Raw genomic sequence first — 16257 nt, 5'->3', positions numbered from 1 at the left:
GGTGAAATTCACCAGGTCGAGTGAACTGGCTCTTGCGCGCGGCGCCGCAGGGATGCCCACCCTCACCTCCGGGTAACAACCCTGATCAAATGCGCCCCTTTCCGAGGTGGAGCGGACATGACGCCGGACGCCGACGACCGCGCCCCCCAGCCGACCGAGGACATGGCCGCGGACCCCTTCCGGTCCGTGCCACCCCCGCCGAACGCCCATGCCCGCACGCGCAGATGCGGCGCGTTCACCGTGGTCGAGGCAGTGGGTGAGATCGACCTGGCGACGGCGACGCTCCTCGCCGAGCATCTGGACGCCGCGACCGCGAGGCCGGAGTGCGACGTGGTGGTCGATCTGCGTCGGGTCGACTTCTTCGACTGCTCGGGACTGCGCGTCCTGTGCCGGGCCGAGACGCGGGCCAGGGACCACGGCGGTCGCCTCCGGGTCGTCTCCGGCGCGCCGCGGATACGGCGACTGCTGCAGGGCGCGGGCCTGCTCGGCCGTTTCGCGCCCCTGTCCCGGATCCCCGGGGAGAGCGGGTGATCCCGTAGCGGTCCGAGGTGTCGACCGGGCGGCCCCACTCCGCCCGGCCGACCCCCGATGCGAGATCACAGAGGGCCCCTCGGCACGGCTCGTACTCCCCATCCGCGAGCCTTTGCCGAACTGCACGGGGACCGTGCGATCCCGGTCCTTTAGAACGCGAAGAGACTCGTGGTGTACGAGCCCTTCACGCACTCGTTGGCGAACGTGCGTTCATAGGAGACGCGCCGGCCCTGCCAGACCCCGTCGACGGTGACGATCACCGGGTCGTACTGCTTGGTACAGAGCATGCCGTCTCTCGCCGTCAGGGCATCGAAGTTCCCACTCACCCCCCGGAGTTCGGCACAGGCCGAGGCCGAGTCGGGATGAGTGCCGGAGGGCGTCGGGGCGCAGCTGAGGGTGACCGCGCGCACCGGGGTGCTCATGGTGGCGGCGTCACCGTGGGCCACGGTGAGCACCAGGGCCGAGGGTGCGTAGAGCGAGGCGGGGGTGGCGTCCGGGGCGGCCAGGGCGGATCCGGTGAGGGGTCCGCATACGGCGGTGGCCGTGAGGCCGATGGTCGCTGCCCAGCGCGCGGTGTTCCGCATTGTGTGCATCCTTCCGCTTGAGTTGAGAGTGTGCCGACTCCGGCGCGATCGGTGCCGGAGCGACGAGCGGGAGTCTGCCGAGTCCGGCACCGAAACTCACATCGACACCACGCGTTTCGGTAACCTTGCGTATTGAATCAGTGGCGCGAAGTAACGGACTTCGAACGTTCCAACGCCGGAACTTGGCGGCTCTTGATCGCTCCAAGTCGCCGGGTGGCCGGATTGCGCACGCTCATTAATAGGCCTGAAACATTCCGGTTGGGCCCTCCGGTTGAGCTCTCGGCTGACTCGTCCGCCACCCCCTTGTGTTCATGGAGGGTCGGAGTAATGGTCATTACATGATTACCAGCGAACAACGAGAGAAGTTGCGCGGCTGGCTCGCCGGCCGTCTGCCCGACGACCTCTTCGAGGAGCTGACCGAGGTGACGGTCGACCGCGAGGAGATCACCGTGATCGGCCGCATTCCCGCGCCCCACCTGGCCGAAGGCGTCTCGGCCGCCGAGCGGGAAGCCGCCGTGGAGGGCCGGATCCAGGAGTTCCGGGAGCGCACCCGGGAGGCCCGGATCGAGGTGGCCCGTGAGGCGGAGCACCGGTTCCGCCGGAAGGTCTCCTGGGGAGTGGAGTGCGGCGGCGAACGCGCCCTGTTCACGCACATCGCCGCCCCCGTGATGACCCGGCTGCGTCAGCCCGAACGCCAGGTCCTGGACACCCTGATCGCCGGCGGGGTCGCCCGCAGCCGCAGCGACGCCCTCGCCTGGTGCGTACGGCTGGTCCAGCGGCACACGGACGACTGGCTCGCGGAACTGCGCGAGTCCCTGGAGAACGTCCAGCGAGTGCGGGCGCAGGGGCCGGACACAGAGCCCGAGGAGGCACCCAAGGACGGCGACTGATGGAGGATTCGTCCACTCATAGCACCGAAGATGGATGAACCGTCCTCTGGTGCGGATCCTGCGCTGCGCCATACCGTCTGCAGACCCCCCAGAGGACGGCATCCGCGCTGCCCGCACACCCCAGCGGCAGACACCGGCCGTCGCCCCCGCCGCGCCACCACGCGCTCCACCGCCCCGCCCACGCTGGAGCCCCCTTGCCCTCGCAGTCCTCGCATCCCCGGCACTTCGAACCCCCCTCCCCCGCCCCCTCCTTGACCGAGGTCGAGGCCCACGGCGTCGACCGCATCCCCGACGCCGAGCGCACCGCCACCCCGCTCGATCTGTTCCGCCTCGCCTTCGGCGGCGCCAACACCTTCTCCACCTGCGTGCTCGGCGCCTTCCCGATCCTGTTCGGCCTCTCCTTCTGGCAGGGCCTGGCGGCCACGCTGCTCGGTGTCGTCGCGGGGGCACTGATCCTCTGCCCGATGGCGGTGTTCGGACCGGTCAACGGCACCAACAACGCGGTCTCGTCCTCGGCGCACCTCGGCGTCCACGGCCGCGTGGTCGGCTCCTTCCTGTCCCTGCTGACGGCGGTCGCGTTCTTCTCGATCTCGGTGTGGAGTTCCGGCGACGCCCTGGTCGGCGGCGCGCACCGGCTCTTCGGACTGACCCGCGCCACGCTGTCGTACGTCGTGGCGTACGCCCTGTTCGCGGCCCTGGTCCTCGCGGTGTGCGTGTACGGCTTCCGCTTCATGCTGTTCGTCAACAAGATCGCCGTGCCCTCGGCGAGCGTGCTGTTCCTGCTCGGCGCCATCGCGTTCGCCGGTGACTTCGACCCGTCGTACGCGGGCGTCTTCACGGACTCCGCGGACGCGGCCACCCAGTCGCTGTTCTGGCCGTCGTTCATCGGCGCGGCCCTGATCGTGCTGTCCAACCCCGTCTCCTTCGGGGCGTTCCTCGGCGACTGGTCGCGCTACATCCCGGCGAGCACCCCGCGCCGCAAGGTGATCGGCGCCGCGTTCTTGTCGCAGATCGCGACGCTGCTGCCGTTCGTCTTCGGCCTGGCGACCGCGAGCATCATCGCCACGAAGGTCCCGGAGCACGTCGATCCGGCGGCGCCCGACTTCGTGGGCGGGCTGCTGGCGATCTCGCCCGGCTGGTACTTCCTGCCGGTGTGTCTGCTGGCGCTGATCGGCGGTATGGCGACGGGGACGACCGCGCTGTACGGGACCGGGCTCGACTTCTCCTCGGTGTTCCCGCGGCTGTCGCGGGTGCAGGCGACGCTGCTGGTCGGCGCGTTGTCGATCGCGTTCATCTTCGTCGGGCGGTTCGGGCTCGACATGGTGCAGTCGATCTCGACCTTCGCCACCGTGATCATCACCTGCACGACGCCGTGGATGGTCGTGATGATGCTGGGCTACTGGACCCGGCGCGGCTGGTACGACCCCGACGCCCTGCAGGTGTTCAACCGCCGTCAGCGCGGCGGCCGTTACTGGTTCGCGCACGGCTGGAACTGGCGTGGCATGACCGCATGGTGGGTGGCGGCGCTGATCGGTGTGCTGTTCACCAACATCCCGGGGCAGTTCGTCGGGCCGCTGGGCGATCTCGCGGGTGGCGTCGACATCAGCCTGCCGTTGTCGCTGGTCGTGGCCGCCGTCCTGTTCCTGGCGCTGCTGCGGCTGTTCCCCGAGCCCCGGGCGGTGTACGGGCCCGAGGGTGCGCGGCTGGTCCGTACCGTCGAGGTGCCGGTGGCGCCGATCAGTGGGCCGGGGGCGTTGTCAGTGCCCTCGACTACCTTGCCCTCATGACCAATTACATTCTGGTGGCGGGTGCGAAGCTGGGTGCGTGGGCGTGGGACGAGGTGGTGCCCGAGTTGCGGGCGGCCGGGCACGAGGCGCATGCGCTGACCCTGTCCGGGCTCGCCGAGAAGCGGGGAACACCCGCCGGGCAGCAGACCCATGTGCGGGACATCGTCGAGGAGGTGGAGCGTCTCGACCTGCGGGACGTGGTGCTGGTCGGGCACAGTTACTCGGGCGTACCGGTCGGGCAGGCCGCCGAGCGGATCGGTGACCGGCTGGCGCGGGTGATGTACGTCGACGCGAGCGTCCCGATCGACGGGCAGTCGTTCCTGTCGAGCTGGCCGAGCGACGAGGTGCGGGCGGCGATCGAGGCGAACGGCGGCTTCTGGGCGCCCTTCTCGGTCGAGGATCTGGCGGACCAGGGCCTCACGGACGAGCAGGTCGCGCGGATCGTGCGTGGCGCGACGCCCCACCCAGGCGCCACGCTCACCGAACCGGCCGTCCTGACCGGCTCGCTCGAGAAGATGCCGACGACCTACGTCAAGTGCCTGCTGGACTGGCCGGAGCCGAGCGACGACGTCGCCGAACTCCTCAAGAGCGACCGCTGGGAACTGGTGACCATGGACACCGGCCACTGGCCGATGTTCTCCCAGCCGCGCGAACTGGCCCGCATCCTGCACGAGTCCGTGACCGCACCCTGATCCACTCCCCGCCGACCGGTCGGTATGGTCTGCGTACAGCGCGTTCTCAGTGGCGAGAGGCGGGGCGTACGCATGGGCAAGCACTGGGCGGACTTCCAGTACGAGATCTATCTGAACGGGATGACGGGTGCCGTGCCCCGACTGCCCACCGATCTGACCCGGCTGGAGGAGCTGACCGAGCAGCGCCTCGGTCCCGGTCCCGTCGGCTATGTGGCGGGCAGCGCGGGCGACGGCAGCACCGCCCGCGCGAACCGGGCGGCGCTGCGACGCCGCCGGATCGTGCCGCGCATGCTGCGGGACGTGCACGAACGGGACCTGTCCGTCGAGGTGTTGGGGCGCTCCCTGCCCGCTCCGCTGGCGCTGGCGCCGGTCGGTGTGCTGTCGATCATGCACCCGGACGCCGAGTGCGGGGCCGCCCGGGCGGCGGGCGCGCAGGGCGTGCCGTTCATCCTCTCCTCGGCGTCCAGCACCCCTATGGAGCAGGTCGCGGAGGCGATGGGCGACGCCGAGCGCTGGTTCCAGCTGTACTGGCCGAAGGACCCGGAAGTGGCCCGGAGTTTCCTGAACCGGGCGAAGACAGCCGGGTTCAGCGCACTCGTCGTCACCCTGGACACGCCGATGCTGGCCTGGCGGCCGCGCGATCTCGACCAGGCGTATCTGCCGTTCCTGCACGGCGTCGGCACCGCCAACTACTTCTCCGACCCTGCCTTCCAGGCAGGCCTGGCCAAGCCGGTACTGGAGGATCCGAACGCGGCCGTCATGCATTTCGTCGGCATGTTCTCGGATCCCGCCAAGACCTGGCCGGACCTGGCATTTCTGCGGGAGAACTGGGACGGCCCGATCGTCCTGAAGGGCATCCTGCACCCGGACGACGCCCGCGCGGCCGCCGACGCCGGGATGGACGGGGTCGTCGTCTCCAACCACGGCGGCCGTCAGGTGGCCGGCTCCCTCGGCGCGGCGGACGCCCTGCCCCGGGTCGTGGAGGCCGTCGGCGACCGGCTGACCGTGCTGTTCGACAGCGGCATCCGCACCGGCGACGACATCTTCAAGGCCCTCGCGCTCGGCGCGCAGGCGGTGCTCGTCGGACGGCCGTACGCGTACGGGCTCGGCCTCGACGGACAGGCGGGCGTCGAGCACGTCATCCGCTGCCTGCTCGCCGAACTCGACCTGACCCTCGCCCTGTCCGGGCACGCCACCCCCGCCACGATCGGCCCCGCCGACCTCATCGAGGAATCCGCATGACCGCCACGAAGAACGTCCTCGCCGTCCTCTCGCCCCATGTGGGTGGTCGTGACATCGGCGCCGGCCTCGCCACGCTCTTCCCCGAGGGGGCGAACGTCACCGTCGTCGAGGTGGCCGACGAAGACCCGGCCGCCCTGCGCGCCGCGCACGTCGTCATCACCGGGCTCGCTCCGGTGACCGCCGAACACCTCGCCGTCGCACCGGAGCTGGAGCTGGTGCAGTGCGCGAGCCACGGCTTCGACTACGTCGATGTGGACGCGGCTCGCGAGCGCGGAGTGCGCGTGTGCAACATCGGCTCCAGCGGCGCCGAGGCGCAGAACGTGGCGGAGCAGACCTTCGCCCTCATGCTCGCGCTGGCCAAGCAGCTCGTCCCCGCCCACACCGCGCTCGTCGAGGCCGACTGGGCGCTCCCCCGGCTGCAGCACTCGCTGACCGAACTGTCCGGCAAGACGCTCGGCATCGTCGGCCTGGGCCAGATCGGACGGCAAGTCGCGCGCCGCGCGGCCGCGTTCGACATGAGCGTCGTCTACGCAGGTCGACGCCGGCTGCCGCCGGAGACGGAGGCCGAGTTCGGCGGTGCCCGCCATGTCCCGCTCGACGAACTGCTGCGTACCTCCGACTACGTCTCCCTGCACGCCCCGCTCACCGACGAGACCCGGAACCTGCTGAACGCCGAGCGGCTGGCCCTGCTCAAACCGTCGGCGTTCGTGATCAACACCGCGCGGGGCGCCCTGATCGACCAGGACGCCCTCGCGGACGCGTTGGAGAAGGGCGCATTGGCCGGGGCGGGCATCGACGTCTTCGACCCCGAACCGCCCACCCCGGCCCTGCGCCTGCTCCGCGCCCCGAACGTGGTCCTCTCCCCGCACGTCGGCGGCGTCACCCGCGAGACCCTCGTCCGCATCGCCCTGGCCGCCGTCCAGAACGTGACCGCGTTCCTGTCGGGCGGGGCACCGCAGGATGTCGTGAACTAGGCCGGCATGCCCGGCGGACGGCGGGTCGCTCGGACGCCGCGGCCCGGATCGGCCCCGGGTGCGCGGGGCCGGACCGACTCGGATCGGTCCGATCCCGCGCACGTCACGCAGGTCGCGCAGGTCGCCCTGCCGAATTCCGGTGACGGAAGGCGGCAGGCGGCAGGCGGCAGGCGGCAGGCGGCAGGCGGCAGTGCAGCCTCTCCACATCCGCTGCGGCCGACAGCCGGCCAAACCGGTCTCGCCGCCGGTCCGGTCCGGAAGAAGCCACCCCCGACAGCCAAGCCCGCCTGTCGAGCGCGGCCCCCGCCTCGCCCGCGCCTACGCCTCCTCAGCCGCCAACCGCACCGCCCGCGCCGTCGGCGTCTCGGTCTCCGCGCTCGACAGCGACCCGGGGTTCGCCGAGGCCACGGGATCGGTCAGCCAGCGCTGTTCGTCGGAGCCGTCGCGGACCTTGACGACGATGTCGGCGCCCGCGTCCGCCGTGGCGAACGTCAGGGCGAGCTGCTCGTCCCAGCGGGGCAGCAACTCGCCCTGCACGGTGAGGTCGTAGCGCACGTCGTCGGCCCGCTTCGAGTCGTCGTCCACGCACTTGCCGAGGATCACCACGCCCGCGTCCACGTGCGAGTCCAGACACAGGTCGGAGTCCGCCACGCTGCGCAGCACGCCGTCCTTCTCGTACGACCACTGCTGGGTGTCGTCCGAGGAGCACTCGGCCAGTTCGGTGCCGGCCCCGGCCTTCGGCTCGCCCCGGATGTCGAGGCACAGGCCGGCTTCGTCGTTGCGCAGCCTGGTCTGCCGTGGCGTGTTGGGCAGCTGGGCCGTGCCGGGCGGTGAGGAGGAGACCGCGGGGGGCGCTTGGGGTCCGGTACCGCCGCCGGTGGCGGAGGCGGCCGGGTCGACCCCGTCGTCGTCCGACAGCAGGCCTGCCACGAGCATGATCGCGATCAGCCCTGCTGAGGCCACGCCAACCCCCGTGAGCAGCGTCCGCGAGGAGCGCGGTCCGCCGGGCACCCTGCGGACCTGCGCGGGGATCCGCGGCAGCAGGCGGCGGCGTCCCGAGCCGTGCCGGGCGGAGCCGCGGGTGTCGGGTCCGTCGCTCTGGGTGCGGCCGGGTCTGGTGTCGAGATAGCGGCGTGCGCCCCAGCCGAGCACCGCCTCGGCGATGAGCACACCCAACCCGCCCTCGAAATGGCTCAGTTGTTCGGCGGCGTTACGGCAGTAGCGGCACTCCGTCAGATGCTGCTGGACATCCGGCAGCAGAGCGCCGCCCCGGCGAATCGGGACGTCGAGGAGGCGGTTGTAGAACCGGCAATCCTTCGTCGGCGCGAGTTCCCGATGGGCATGTACACAACCTTCGCGGAATTTATCACGCGCCTGTTCGAGCGCGGCCGAGGCGGTAACGGTATCCATGCCCAGCAGACCGGCGGGGACGCTTAACGGCTCGGCCTCGACCTCGGTGTGCCAGAGCAGACACCGGGCAAGTCCCGGAAGCGCCTGGAATGACCGATCGGCGAGCTTCCGATTTTCGGGCGTCATGGACTTCGCGGTACGCATACCGCGACCGCCCGCAGGTTTCCCCAGCTCCGGCAGAACGTCCGATATTCGCTCTTCGGCCGACCACTGCCGGACTGTGTCCCGGACGGCCACGAGCAGCCGGGGCCGCAGCGCGGTGGCCGGTTCGCCCAGCGCCAGGCGGTCTAGGACCTGGTGGAAGGCAGCGGCGGTGACCATGTCGGCGACGCCCTCCGCGGATGCGAGACAGATCACCGCGTATGCGTGGGCCGGTGGCCAGTGCCGCGCCATGAGCAGCGCGACGGACGGAGCGGCCTCGCCGTCCGGACGGCCCCGCAGCCGGGCGGCGATACCTTCGTCGGATTCCTCGGGAACCCCGCCTGGCGGGGGGTAAGGAGGGCGAGGGGGGTGGGGGGTGGGCACTGAACGGATTCCTTCCCACGCGCATGACTCAGAAGTCCGGTCGCCGAAAAGGGAGAACGACTTGGTGCGTACCTCTTCGACGCGAGTGCGGGGAGCGCGAATTCACCAACGCCCGTCCGCCCCGGTTCCCCACGGAACGAATGAGCCCCGGCCTTTTCCAACCCCCCACGGGTGGTTCACCCTTGCACAGCACACCAATGACCAACAAGGCACTTGGGCAACATCCGCCCCTTTGAAAGAAAGTCAGATACCGCGGCAACTCTGCACACCCGCGCGAGCTTTCGACATTCCATGCGCCCCGTGTGAAACTCGCGCACACGCCGGAGTACCACGCACGCTCCCCGGCGTACGCGCCCGCGTAGTCCACTGGAGCCGGCCCTCTCGGAAGGCCCCGCGCGGGACGGCGGCTCTCCTGCGCGCCACGGGCCGCCGACCCCGTTCCTCCCGCCCTCGGTCGGCGGCCCCCCGGGGGCGGGAGGAACGGGGACCGCCGACGGCAGGGCCCGGACCACCGGGCGGCGGGCGTCAGATCTGCCAGGAGCGCAGCCGGTCGGCCGCGCCGTACACGTCGACCTTGCCGGAGATCAGGTCACGGGCCAGGTCGACGAGTGCGCCGTAGGGCGGGTCGATGCCGACGCCGCTGACGAACATGTAGGCCACCGCGGACGCACAGGCGAAGCGGGCGTTGGCCGAAGGCAGCGGCTTGAGCAGGGCGAGGGTGTGCAGCAGCGCGGCGGCCCGCCAGGCCGGGTCGGAGTCGACGCCCAGGCGCGGCGGATCCACGCGATGGCGTGCGACGGCGGCGACCAACGCTGAGAAGTCGTTGATCGTGGGCTGGTCCGGCAGGACCTCTTCGTGTCGCTGGAGCAGCCAGGGCACGTCGATATGGATCACGGGTGCCATCGGTCAGGCGGCCCGTCCCTCGCCCTTGGCGGACGGTTCGTCGTCGGGGAAGGCGGCCGCGAACTCGTCGGCGTGCGACGCGAAGAACCGGCGGAACGCCTCGGCGCCCTCCTGCAGCGCCCGGTGCCGCGCTATGTCGGCCGCGGCCGCCTCCCGCACGAGCGCCTTCATCGACGTACCGCGTTCCTTGGCGATCTGCCGCAAGTCCTCTAGCTCGCGGTCGCTGAACTCCACGTTGAGAGCTGGCATGCCTTCACGGTACCGCTCGGGTACTTACCCGTAAATACCTGCAGGTCAAGTGTGATGTACGCCGGTACCAGAGGGGTGCGGAACGCACGGTCGGGCCCGAAGTCGCACTCACCATCATCGAGACGTGGGTCACATTCAACCGCGTGATGTCACATTCCGGCCCCCGCCGGGCCTCGCAGTAGTGAGCGCTCACCGGGAGGCCCACCGCATGTCCGACATCCCCATGACCGTCACCGCCGACGCGACCGGCGTCTTCGTCGAGCACCGTGAGCTGATGTTCGGCGTCGTCTACAACATGCTCGGCAGCGTCGCCGACACCGAGGACGTACTGCAGGAGACGTGGCTGTCGTGGACGGCGCGAGGCGGCGGCTCGCCGCTCGAGGGGATCGCCAACCCGCGGGCGTATCTCGTGCGGATCGCCGTGAACCACGCACTGGCGCGGCGGGCCGCGATCAGCCGCCGCCGGGAGACGTACGTCGGCCCGTGGCTGCCCGAGCCGCTGGTCGCGGACGGCGAGGACGGCGGCGTCGACGACCCCGCCCTGCGCACCGAGTCCGTGTCGCTGGCGATGCTGGTCGTCCTGGAGTCGCTGTCACCGCTGGAGCGCGCGGTGTTCGTGCTGCACGAGGTGTTCGGGTACGCCCACACGGAGATCGCGGAGATCCTCGACCGCAGCCCGGCGGCCGTACGGCAGCTGGCGCATCGCGCGCGGGGGCACGTGCATGCGCGGCGGCCGCTGTACGAGGCGCATCCGCGGGTACGGCGGGAGGCGACCGAGCGGTTCGTGCGGGCCGCGGTGGGCGGGGACATCGCCGCGCTGATGGAGATCCTCGCCCCGGACGTGACGGTGTGGACGGACGCCGGCGGCAAGCGGAAGCGGGCGGGGCTGCGTCCCGTGCACGGCAGGGACAAGGCGGTCCGGCTCTTCGGTTCGTACGCGCGCCGGGGCGGCGGCGGGGGCGGCCATCTGGAGCTGCGCCACCGGCGGGTCAACGGCGACGACGCCGCGGTGCTGTTCGACGGCGAGGAGGCGTACGCCGTCGTCGTCCTGGACCTGACGCCGGACGGCGAGCGGGTGTCCGGTGTCTATGTCGTGAGCAATCCCGAGAAGCTCACCCACGTGCACAAGGGGGAAGCATGAGCGCCCGAGAGCCGTCCGGCCGGGGTGAGCGGGTCGCGGACTGGTTCGACGGGCGGCTCGGCATCCACTTGCTCGGCCGGAAGTACCTGCGCAAGGTCTTCCCGGACCACTGGTCCTTCCTGCTCGGCGAGATCTGCCTGTACAGCTTCGTCGTCCTGATCCTGACGGGCGTGTACCTCACCTTCTTCTTCCACCCCTCGATGAACGAGGTGACGTACCACGGCAGTTACCTCCCCCTCAACGGCGTCCGCATGTCCGAGGCGTACGCCTCCACGCTGGACATCAGCTTCGACGTGCGGGGCGGGCTGCTGATGCGGCAGCTGCACCACTGGGCGGCACTGGTCTTCGCCGCCGGGATGCTCACGCACATGATGCGGCACTTCTTCACGGGGTCGTTCCGCAAGCCACGGGAGATCAACTGGCTGTTCGGCTGGTCCCTGCTGCTGCTCGGCCTCTTCGAGGGCCTGTTCGGCTACTCGCTGCCGGACGACCTGCTGTCGGGGACGGGCCTGCGGTTCGTGAACGGCGCGCTGTTGTCCGTTCCGATCGTGGGGACGTATCTCTCCATGTTCCTGTTCGGCGGGGAGTTCCCGGGCCATGACATCGTGGCCCGCTTCTACTCCCTGCACATCCTGGTGATCCCCGGCATCATGGCGGCGCTGGTCGTGGCGCACCTCCTGCTGGTCGTGTACCACAAGCACACCCAGTTCGCGGGCCCCGGACGCACCGAACGCAATGTGGTCGGCGCCCCGTTCATGCCGGTGTACCTGGCCAAGGCGGGCGGCTTCTTCTTCCTGGTCTTCGGCGCGCTCACGCTCATGGCGGCGGTGGCTTCGATCAACCCGGTCTGGTCGTACGGCCCTTACCGCGCGGACCAGGTCTCCACGGGCGCCCAGCCCGACTGGTACCTGGGCTTCGCCGAGGGGCTGGTGCGCATCATGCCGGGCTGGGAGATCACCCTGTGGGGCCACACACTCGTCCTCGGGGTGCTGATCCCGGTCGTGGTCTTCCCGCTGCTGCTGGTCTTCATCGGCGTGTATCCCTTCCTGGAAGCCCGGATCACGGGCGACAAGCGCGAACACCACCTCCTCGACCGCCCCCGCAACCGCCCCGTCCGCACGGGGGTCGGCGCGGCCTGGATCAGCCTCTACCTGATCCTCCTGGCGGGCGGCGGCAACGACATCGTGGCGACCCGGCTCCATCTGTCGATCAACACGGTGACGTGGGCGATCCGTATCGCGACGCCGGTCGTCCCGGTGGCCGTGTTCGTCGTCACCCGCCGCATCTGCCTGGGCCTGCAACTCCGCGACCGGGAGCTGGTGTTGCACGGCCGGGAGACCGGCGTGATCAAGCGGCTTCCGCACGGCGAGTACGTCGAGGTGCACCAGCCGCTGGACCGGGCCGAGCTGCACACCCTGACCGCCCACCGGGGGCCCGCGGAACTCGTCGAAGGCGATCGGCAGGGCGTGTCCGGCCGATCATGAACGGAGCCGGACGCGGGTGGAGCCCGGACGCAATCCGGTAGCGGGCTGAGCGATGCTCAGGGCATGCTCACCCGCATGATCTCGGTAGTGCAGAACGTGGCCATCGACTGTTCGGATGCCTATGAGCTGGCTCGGTTCTGGAGTGAGGTGACCGGTAGTCCGCTGCATCCGCAGGACAGACCGGGCGACCGGGAGACTCAAGTGATGCTTCCGGAGGGCCCACTGCTGTACTTCAACCAGGTTCCGGAATCCAAGACGGTCAAGAACCGCATCCACTTGTGCCTGCGCCCGACGACCTCGCGCGAGGAGGAGATCGAGCGGCTGCTGGATCTCGGAGCCACCCTGGTCACCGATCACCGCAAGCCCGACGGCACGGGCTGGGCCGTCCTCGCGGATCCTGACGGCAATGAGTTCTGTGTCCTGCGCAGCGAGTCCGATCGCGCCGCGACCACTTCTTGAGGCTCGGACGCTCAGACCGACAGGACGGTACCTGATCGCACGCGATCACCGGACGAACCGGCAGGCGGCCGGAGAGAGAACTCCATGTGTACGGGGCGTGCATTCCTGGCGGGCCGTACAACCCCGGGTGAGGTCCCATGGGTCACATTCCACGCCGGCACCCCCCGCAGCTCCCGGCGCGACAACCGACCGCACCAGCAACGGAGTTCACGTGCACATGCGTTTACCGGCCGCCCGACCGACCGCCGTCGCCGCGCTCGCCCTGGCCGCCACCGTGGTGTTCGTACCGCCCGCCCACGCGGCGGACGGTGACGACTACGAGGTGACCCTCACCAGCAGCACCGCCACGACCGACTACGACCACCGCACGGTCGACCTCACCGGCACACTGACCCGGCCCGACGGCACCGCCGTCGCCGACGCCCCGGTCCAGCTCGAGGAGTCGGTGCTGTTCAAGACCTGGAACCCGTGGGGAGACCCGATCGACCCGACGGAGTGGGAGACGCGCAGCCTGGGCACCGTCCGCACCGACGCCGAGGGGCGGTTCACCCTTGAGGACGTCCCGGCGGACCGGTGGGACGACAAGCCCAGCCGCTACCTGTCCCCGCGCCACGAGGTGCGGTTCCGCGCCGTTTACGACACCGACCCCACCGACTTCCACATGGCCTTCGCGGACACCGCCGTCAGGGTCGAGCCGGTCGCTAGCTCCCTCACCTACCGGGTCAGCAAGCTCATCGTGCGCCCCGGCGACGGCCTCACCGTGACGGGCAGGGTCACCTGGCCCGCCGGGCACGGCCCGGTCGCGGGGACCCGGGTCTTCCTGCGGCAGTACTTCGAGAGCCAGTACGACGCGCAGACCACCACGGATGCCGCCGGGAACTTCACCATCCGGACCAGGATCCGCGAGGACGACCGCGAGTTCGTCGTCTTCTCCGCGCCCAAGGACTACTACGTAGCGGGCGTGAGCAAGGACCTGCCCGTCCTGAACATCGCCCCGTAAGTCCCCCGCCAGGGCACCCGGCACCACCGCGAGCCCGCCGTCGCACCTCCGCGACGGCGGGCTCGCGCGGTCTAACCCTGGCCGGCCACGAAGGAGGCCATCCGGGTCAGGGCGGAGTTCCAGTTGATCGTGTGCTCGTTCGTCGACCAGGACTGGATGTCGTCGATGTAGCAGAACTGGCCGACGCAGCCCTGGAGTTTGCTCTGTGCGTAGGGGTCCTGGATGCCGGAGTTCGGCCCGCCGGCGAGCGTGCCGGCCGGCGGGTTGGGCTGGTTCGGGTCGAGCTGGTGGGCGTACCAACGGGCGTGCTGGTTGTGGGAGTTGACCTCGCCGTAGCCGGTCACGTACGAGATGTTCAGCGCGTTGCGGCCGAGGAGATAGTCCATGCTCTGCAGCGCACCGTCACGGTACTTCGAGGCGCCGGTGATGTCGTACGCGGTGGCGATCACGACGGCGTTGTGCAGGATCTGGTGGTTGGAGCCCCAGTCGTAGAGGTTGCCGGTCGGGGCGTAGGGCATGCCGTAGGCCTGTGACTTCAGAGTGGTCAGATAGCCGTCCGCGCCCTTGGTCACGGACTGGCGCACCTTGTCCCGGCCGGGCAGAGCACTCGGCACGGTCGCCAGGTCCAGCCGGGCCGCTGCCGCCGTCCTGGCCCAGTCGTAGCCGAGGGCGCCGAAGATGTCGGCGGTGTGCACCGGCGAGTTGAGAACGTGGTCCGCGAACTCCTTCTGGCCCGTGCTGAGATACAGCTCCGCCGCCGCCCAGTAGAACTCGTCGGTGACGTTGTTGTCGGCGTAGGTGCCGCCGCCGATGCCGTCGCTCTCGGAGGCGTACCGGTCGGGATGCGCGAGCGCCGCGGTCCAGGCCTTGCGGGCGGCACCCAGCGCCTTCACCGCGAACTCCTTGTCGTACGGCTTGTACAGGCGCGCCGCCTGCGCGGCCGTCGCCGCCAGGTTCAGGGTCGCCGCGGTGGACGGCGGGTGCAGTTCGCGCTTTTGCGGGTCGTCGCTCGGCAGCAGCGGCAGGCCCGTCCACTGCTCGTCGTGGATCTTGTGGTGCGCCATGCCGGCCAGCGGCTGCCCCGCGGGTACCTGCATCTTCAGCAGGAACTCCAGCTCCCAGCGGGCCTCGTCGAGGATGTCCGGCACCTTGTTGCCGCTCTCCGGGATGGCGAGCGTGCCGTCGCCGAGCTTCTCCGACTCCCCGGTGCGGGCGAGCCGTTCACGTTCGTACGTGCTCAGCAGCTCCCACACGGAGATGCCGCCGTTGACGACGTACTTGCCGTGGTCGCCGGCGTCGTACCAGCCGCCGGCGACGTCGAGCGTGTAGTCGCACACGCCCGGCTGACAGGGCACCTTGCCGTCGCCCTGATTGGGCGCGACGCCGACGTGTCCGGCGGGGCGGGCGTAGCCCGGGCGCAGGTCGTCGCGGATCGCGATGCCGCTGCGCTGCGTGTAGTAGTACTTCAGGGCGTCCAGGCGCAGCCGCTCGTAGGCGGCCGTGCCGATGTCGAAGGGCCGGCTCGCCTCTCCGTCGGCGACCAGCGTGAAGTCCTTGCCCTGCCCGCGGTAGGCGCCGAAGTCGATGGAGTGGACCTTCTGCGCGGAGGAGGCGTCGGTGCCGCGCGGCACGGTCCAGCCGTGGGCGACCACACCCCCGGACGCGTTCTTCAGCTGCCAGGGCAGCTTCTCCGTCGCGTCGGTGACCAGCGTGGCGTTCTTCGGTCCGGCGGGCAGATAGGCGACCTGGTTCACCCGCACCCGCGGCCCGGTGTCGGGCTCGTACACCTCGGGCGGGACGCCGCCCAGCAGCGAGGCGTCGTCCATGCAGAAGCGCCATGCGTCCGCGCTGCCGCCGAGCTGGAAGGCGACCTGGCCCTGCGCGGTGTCGACGGGCGAGGTGAAGGTGTACGAGTAGGAGTTCCCGGAGACGCTCAGCTCCGGTGTCACCTCGAAGTAGGTGTCGTACGGCGCCGCCGACAGCCCGACGATCGCCCGCACCACGTGCCCCTCGGGCGAGCCGGTGGCGGTGAAGGAGAACCGGTACGACTCCCCCTTCACCAGGGCGATGTCGTTCTGGCCGACGCCGGCGTCCCAGCGGTTGGCGGTGCCGCCCGGGACGTTCGCGCAGAGCCGCCCGTCGGACAGGCCCGCGGTGACGTTGCTGGTCGTCCACCACGGGGCGGTGGTGGTGTCGAACGTGCCGTTCTTGAGTTGCTCGACCTCTTCCGCGCCGGCTGGTGCGGCCGGAAGTGCGGTGAGTCCCGCCACCAGCAGGGCAGTCAGGGACAACAGCGTGGTTCTGCGTCGTTTCACGTCTGGGCTCCTCGGGGGAGGTGCGGGTGACGCTCGTGGTGGGAGCGCTCCCAGATGCGGACGCAGCCATG

The 16257-nt window shown here is 70.4% G+C and carries 15 protein-coding genes; 10 read left to right on the top strand and 5 right to left on the bottom strand.

Annotation, left to right across the window (positions count from 1 at the left end):
- Positions 1 to 117 precede the first annotated feature (117 nt).
- Positions 118 to 531, top strand: a complete 414-nt coding sequence (locus tag AB5J49_RS45140; protein WP_369174668.1) for an STAS domain-containing protein — start codon at positions 118 to 120, stop codon at positions 529 to 531.
- A 149-nt stretch (positions 532 to 680) separates the two neighbouring features.
- Here the strand turns inward: AB5J49_RS45140 and AB5J49_RS45135 are convergent, their stop codons facing one another.
- On the bottom strand, positions 681 to 1115 hold the full coding sequence (locus AB5J49_RS45135; protein WP_369174667.1) for a protease inhibitor: 435 nt from the start codon (positions 1113 to 1115) through the stop codon (positions 681 to 683).
- Positions 1116 to 1453: 338 nt separating this feature from the next.
- Here AB5J49_RS45135 and AB5J49_RS45130 point away from each other — a divergent pair, with 338 nt between their 5' ends.
- The 5 genes from AB5J49_RS45130 to AB5J49_RS45110 all read left to right on the top strand — a co-directional run bounded on the left by AB5J49_RS45130 (position 1454) and on the right by AB5J49_RS45110 (position 6700).
- The gene (locus AB5J49_RS45130) at positions 1454 to 2005 is read left to right on the top strand and encodes a hypothetical protein (protein WP_369174666.1); all 552 of its coding nucleotides are present in this window, start codon (positions 1454 to 1456) and stop codon (positions 2003 to 2005) included.
- A gap of 194 nt (positions 2006 to 2199) precedes the next feature.
- Complete coding sequence (locus tag AB5J49_RS45125) at positions 2200 to 3792, top strand: cytosine permease (protein WP_369174665.1); 1593 nt, start codon at positions 2200 to 2202, stop codon at positions 3790 to 3792.
- Positions 3789 to 4484, top strand: coding sequence for an alpha/beta fold hydrolase (locus AB5J49_RS45120; protein WP_369174664.1), 696 nt, complete (start codon positions 3789 to 3791; stop codon positions 4482 to 4484). The genes AB5J49_RS45125 and AB5J49_RS45120 overlap by 4 nt, the downstream gene beginning before the upstream one ends.
- A gap of 72 nt (positions 4485 to 4556) precedes the next feature.
- Entirely contained in the window at positions 4557 to 5726 is a 1170-nt protein-coding gene (locus AB5J49_RS45115) for a lactate 2-monooxygenase (RefSeq protein ID WP_369174663.1), read from the top strand.
- On the top strand, positions 5723 to 6700 hold the full coding sequence (locus AB5J49_RS45110) for a 2-hydroxyacid dehydrogenase (RefSeq protein WP_369174662.1): 978 nt from the start codon (positions 5723 to 5725) through the stop codon (positions 6698 to 6700). Before AB5J49_RS45115 ends, AB5J49_RS45110 begins: the two co-directional genes overlap by 4 nt.
- Positions 6701 to 7018: 318 nt before the next feature.
- Here the strand turns inward: AB5J49_RS45110 and AB5J49_RS45105 are convergent, their stop codons facing one another.
- The 3 genes from AB5J49_RS45105 to AB5J49_RS45095 all read right to left on the bottom strand — a co-directional run bounded on the left by AB5J49_RS45105 (position 7019) and on the right by AB5J49_RS45095 (position 9787).
- A complete protein-coding gene (locus tag AB5J49_RS45105; RefSeq protein WP_369174661.1) occupies positions 7019 to 8635 on the bottom strand; it encodes an RICIN domain-containing protein in 1617 nt (538 codons plus the stop codon).
- A gap of 525 nt (positions 8636 to 9160) precedes the next feature.
- Positions 9161 to 9538, bottom strand: coding sequence for a toxin Doc (locus tag AB5J49_RS45100; RefSeq protein ID WP_128435748.1), 378 nt, complete (start codon positions 9536 to 9538; stop codon positions 9161 to 9163).
- Positions 9539 to 9541: 3 nt separating this feature from the next.
- Positions 9542 to 9787, bottom strand: coding sequence for a hypothetical protein (locus AB5J49_RS45095; protein WP_048578995.1), 246 nt, complete (start codon positions 9785 to 9787; stop codon positions 9542 to 9544).
- Between the two features lie 208 nt (positions 9788 to 9995).
- Here AB5J49_RS45095 and sigJ point away from each other — a divergent pair, with 208 nt between their 5' ends.
- The 4 genes from sigJ to AB5J49_RS45075 all read left to right on the top strand — a co-directional run bounded on the left by sigJ (position 9996) and on the right by AB5J49_RS45075 (position 13871).
- Entirely contained in the window at positions 9996 to 10928 is a 933-nt protein-coding gene (gene sigJ, locus AB5J49_RS45090) for an RNA polymerase sigma factor SigJ (protein ID WP_369174660.1), read from the top strand.
- Positions 10925 to 12412 carry a cytochrome bc complex cytochrome b subunit gene (locus tag AB5J49_RS45085; RefSeq protein ID WP_369174659.1) on the top strand — a complete coding sequence of 496 codons (1488 nt, stop codon included), beginning with the start codon at positions 10925 to 10927 and terminating at the stop codon, positions 12410 to 12412. Before sigJ ends, AB5J49_RS45085 begins: the two co-directional genes overlap by 4 nt.
- Positions 12413 to 12487: 75 nt before the next feature.
- Positions 12488 to 12871 (top strand): VOC family protein, encoded by a 384-nt coding sequence (locus AB5J49_RS45080; protein ID WP_369175464.1) that lies wholly within the window; start codon positions 12488 to 12490, stop codon positions 12869 to 12871.
- Positions 12872 to 13082: 211 nt separating this feature from the next.
- The gene (locus AB5J49_RS45075; protein ID WP_369174658.1) at positions 13083 to 13871 is read left to right on the top strand and encodes an acyl carrier protein; all 789 of its coding nucleotides are present in this window, start codon (positions 13083 to 13085) and stop codon (positions 13869 to 13871) included.
- Between the two features lie 71 nt (positions 13872 to 13942).
- Here the strand turns inward: AB5J49_RS45075 and AB5J49_RS45070 are convergent, their stop codons facing one another.
- Positions 13943 to 16186, bottom strand: a complete 2244-nt coding sequence (locus tag AB5J49_RS45070) for a glycoside hydrolase family 9 protein (protein WP_369174657.1) — start codon at positions 16184 to 16186, stop codon at positions 13943 to 13945.
- Positions 16187 to 16257 lie beyond the last annotated feature (71 nt).

This window comes from Streptomyces sp. R28 (assembly GCF_041052385.1).
Classification (GTDB): domain Bacteria; phylum Actinomycetota; class Actinomycetes; order Streptomycetales; family Streptomycetaceae; genus Streptomyces.
Note: the sequence above shows the minus strand (reverse complement) of the source record. Positions and strands in the feature narration are given on the sequence as shown.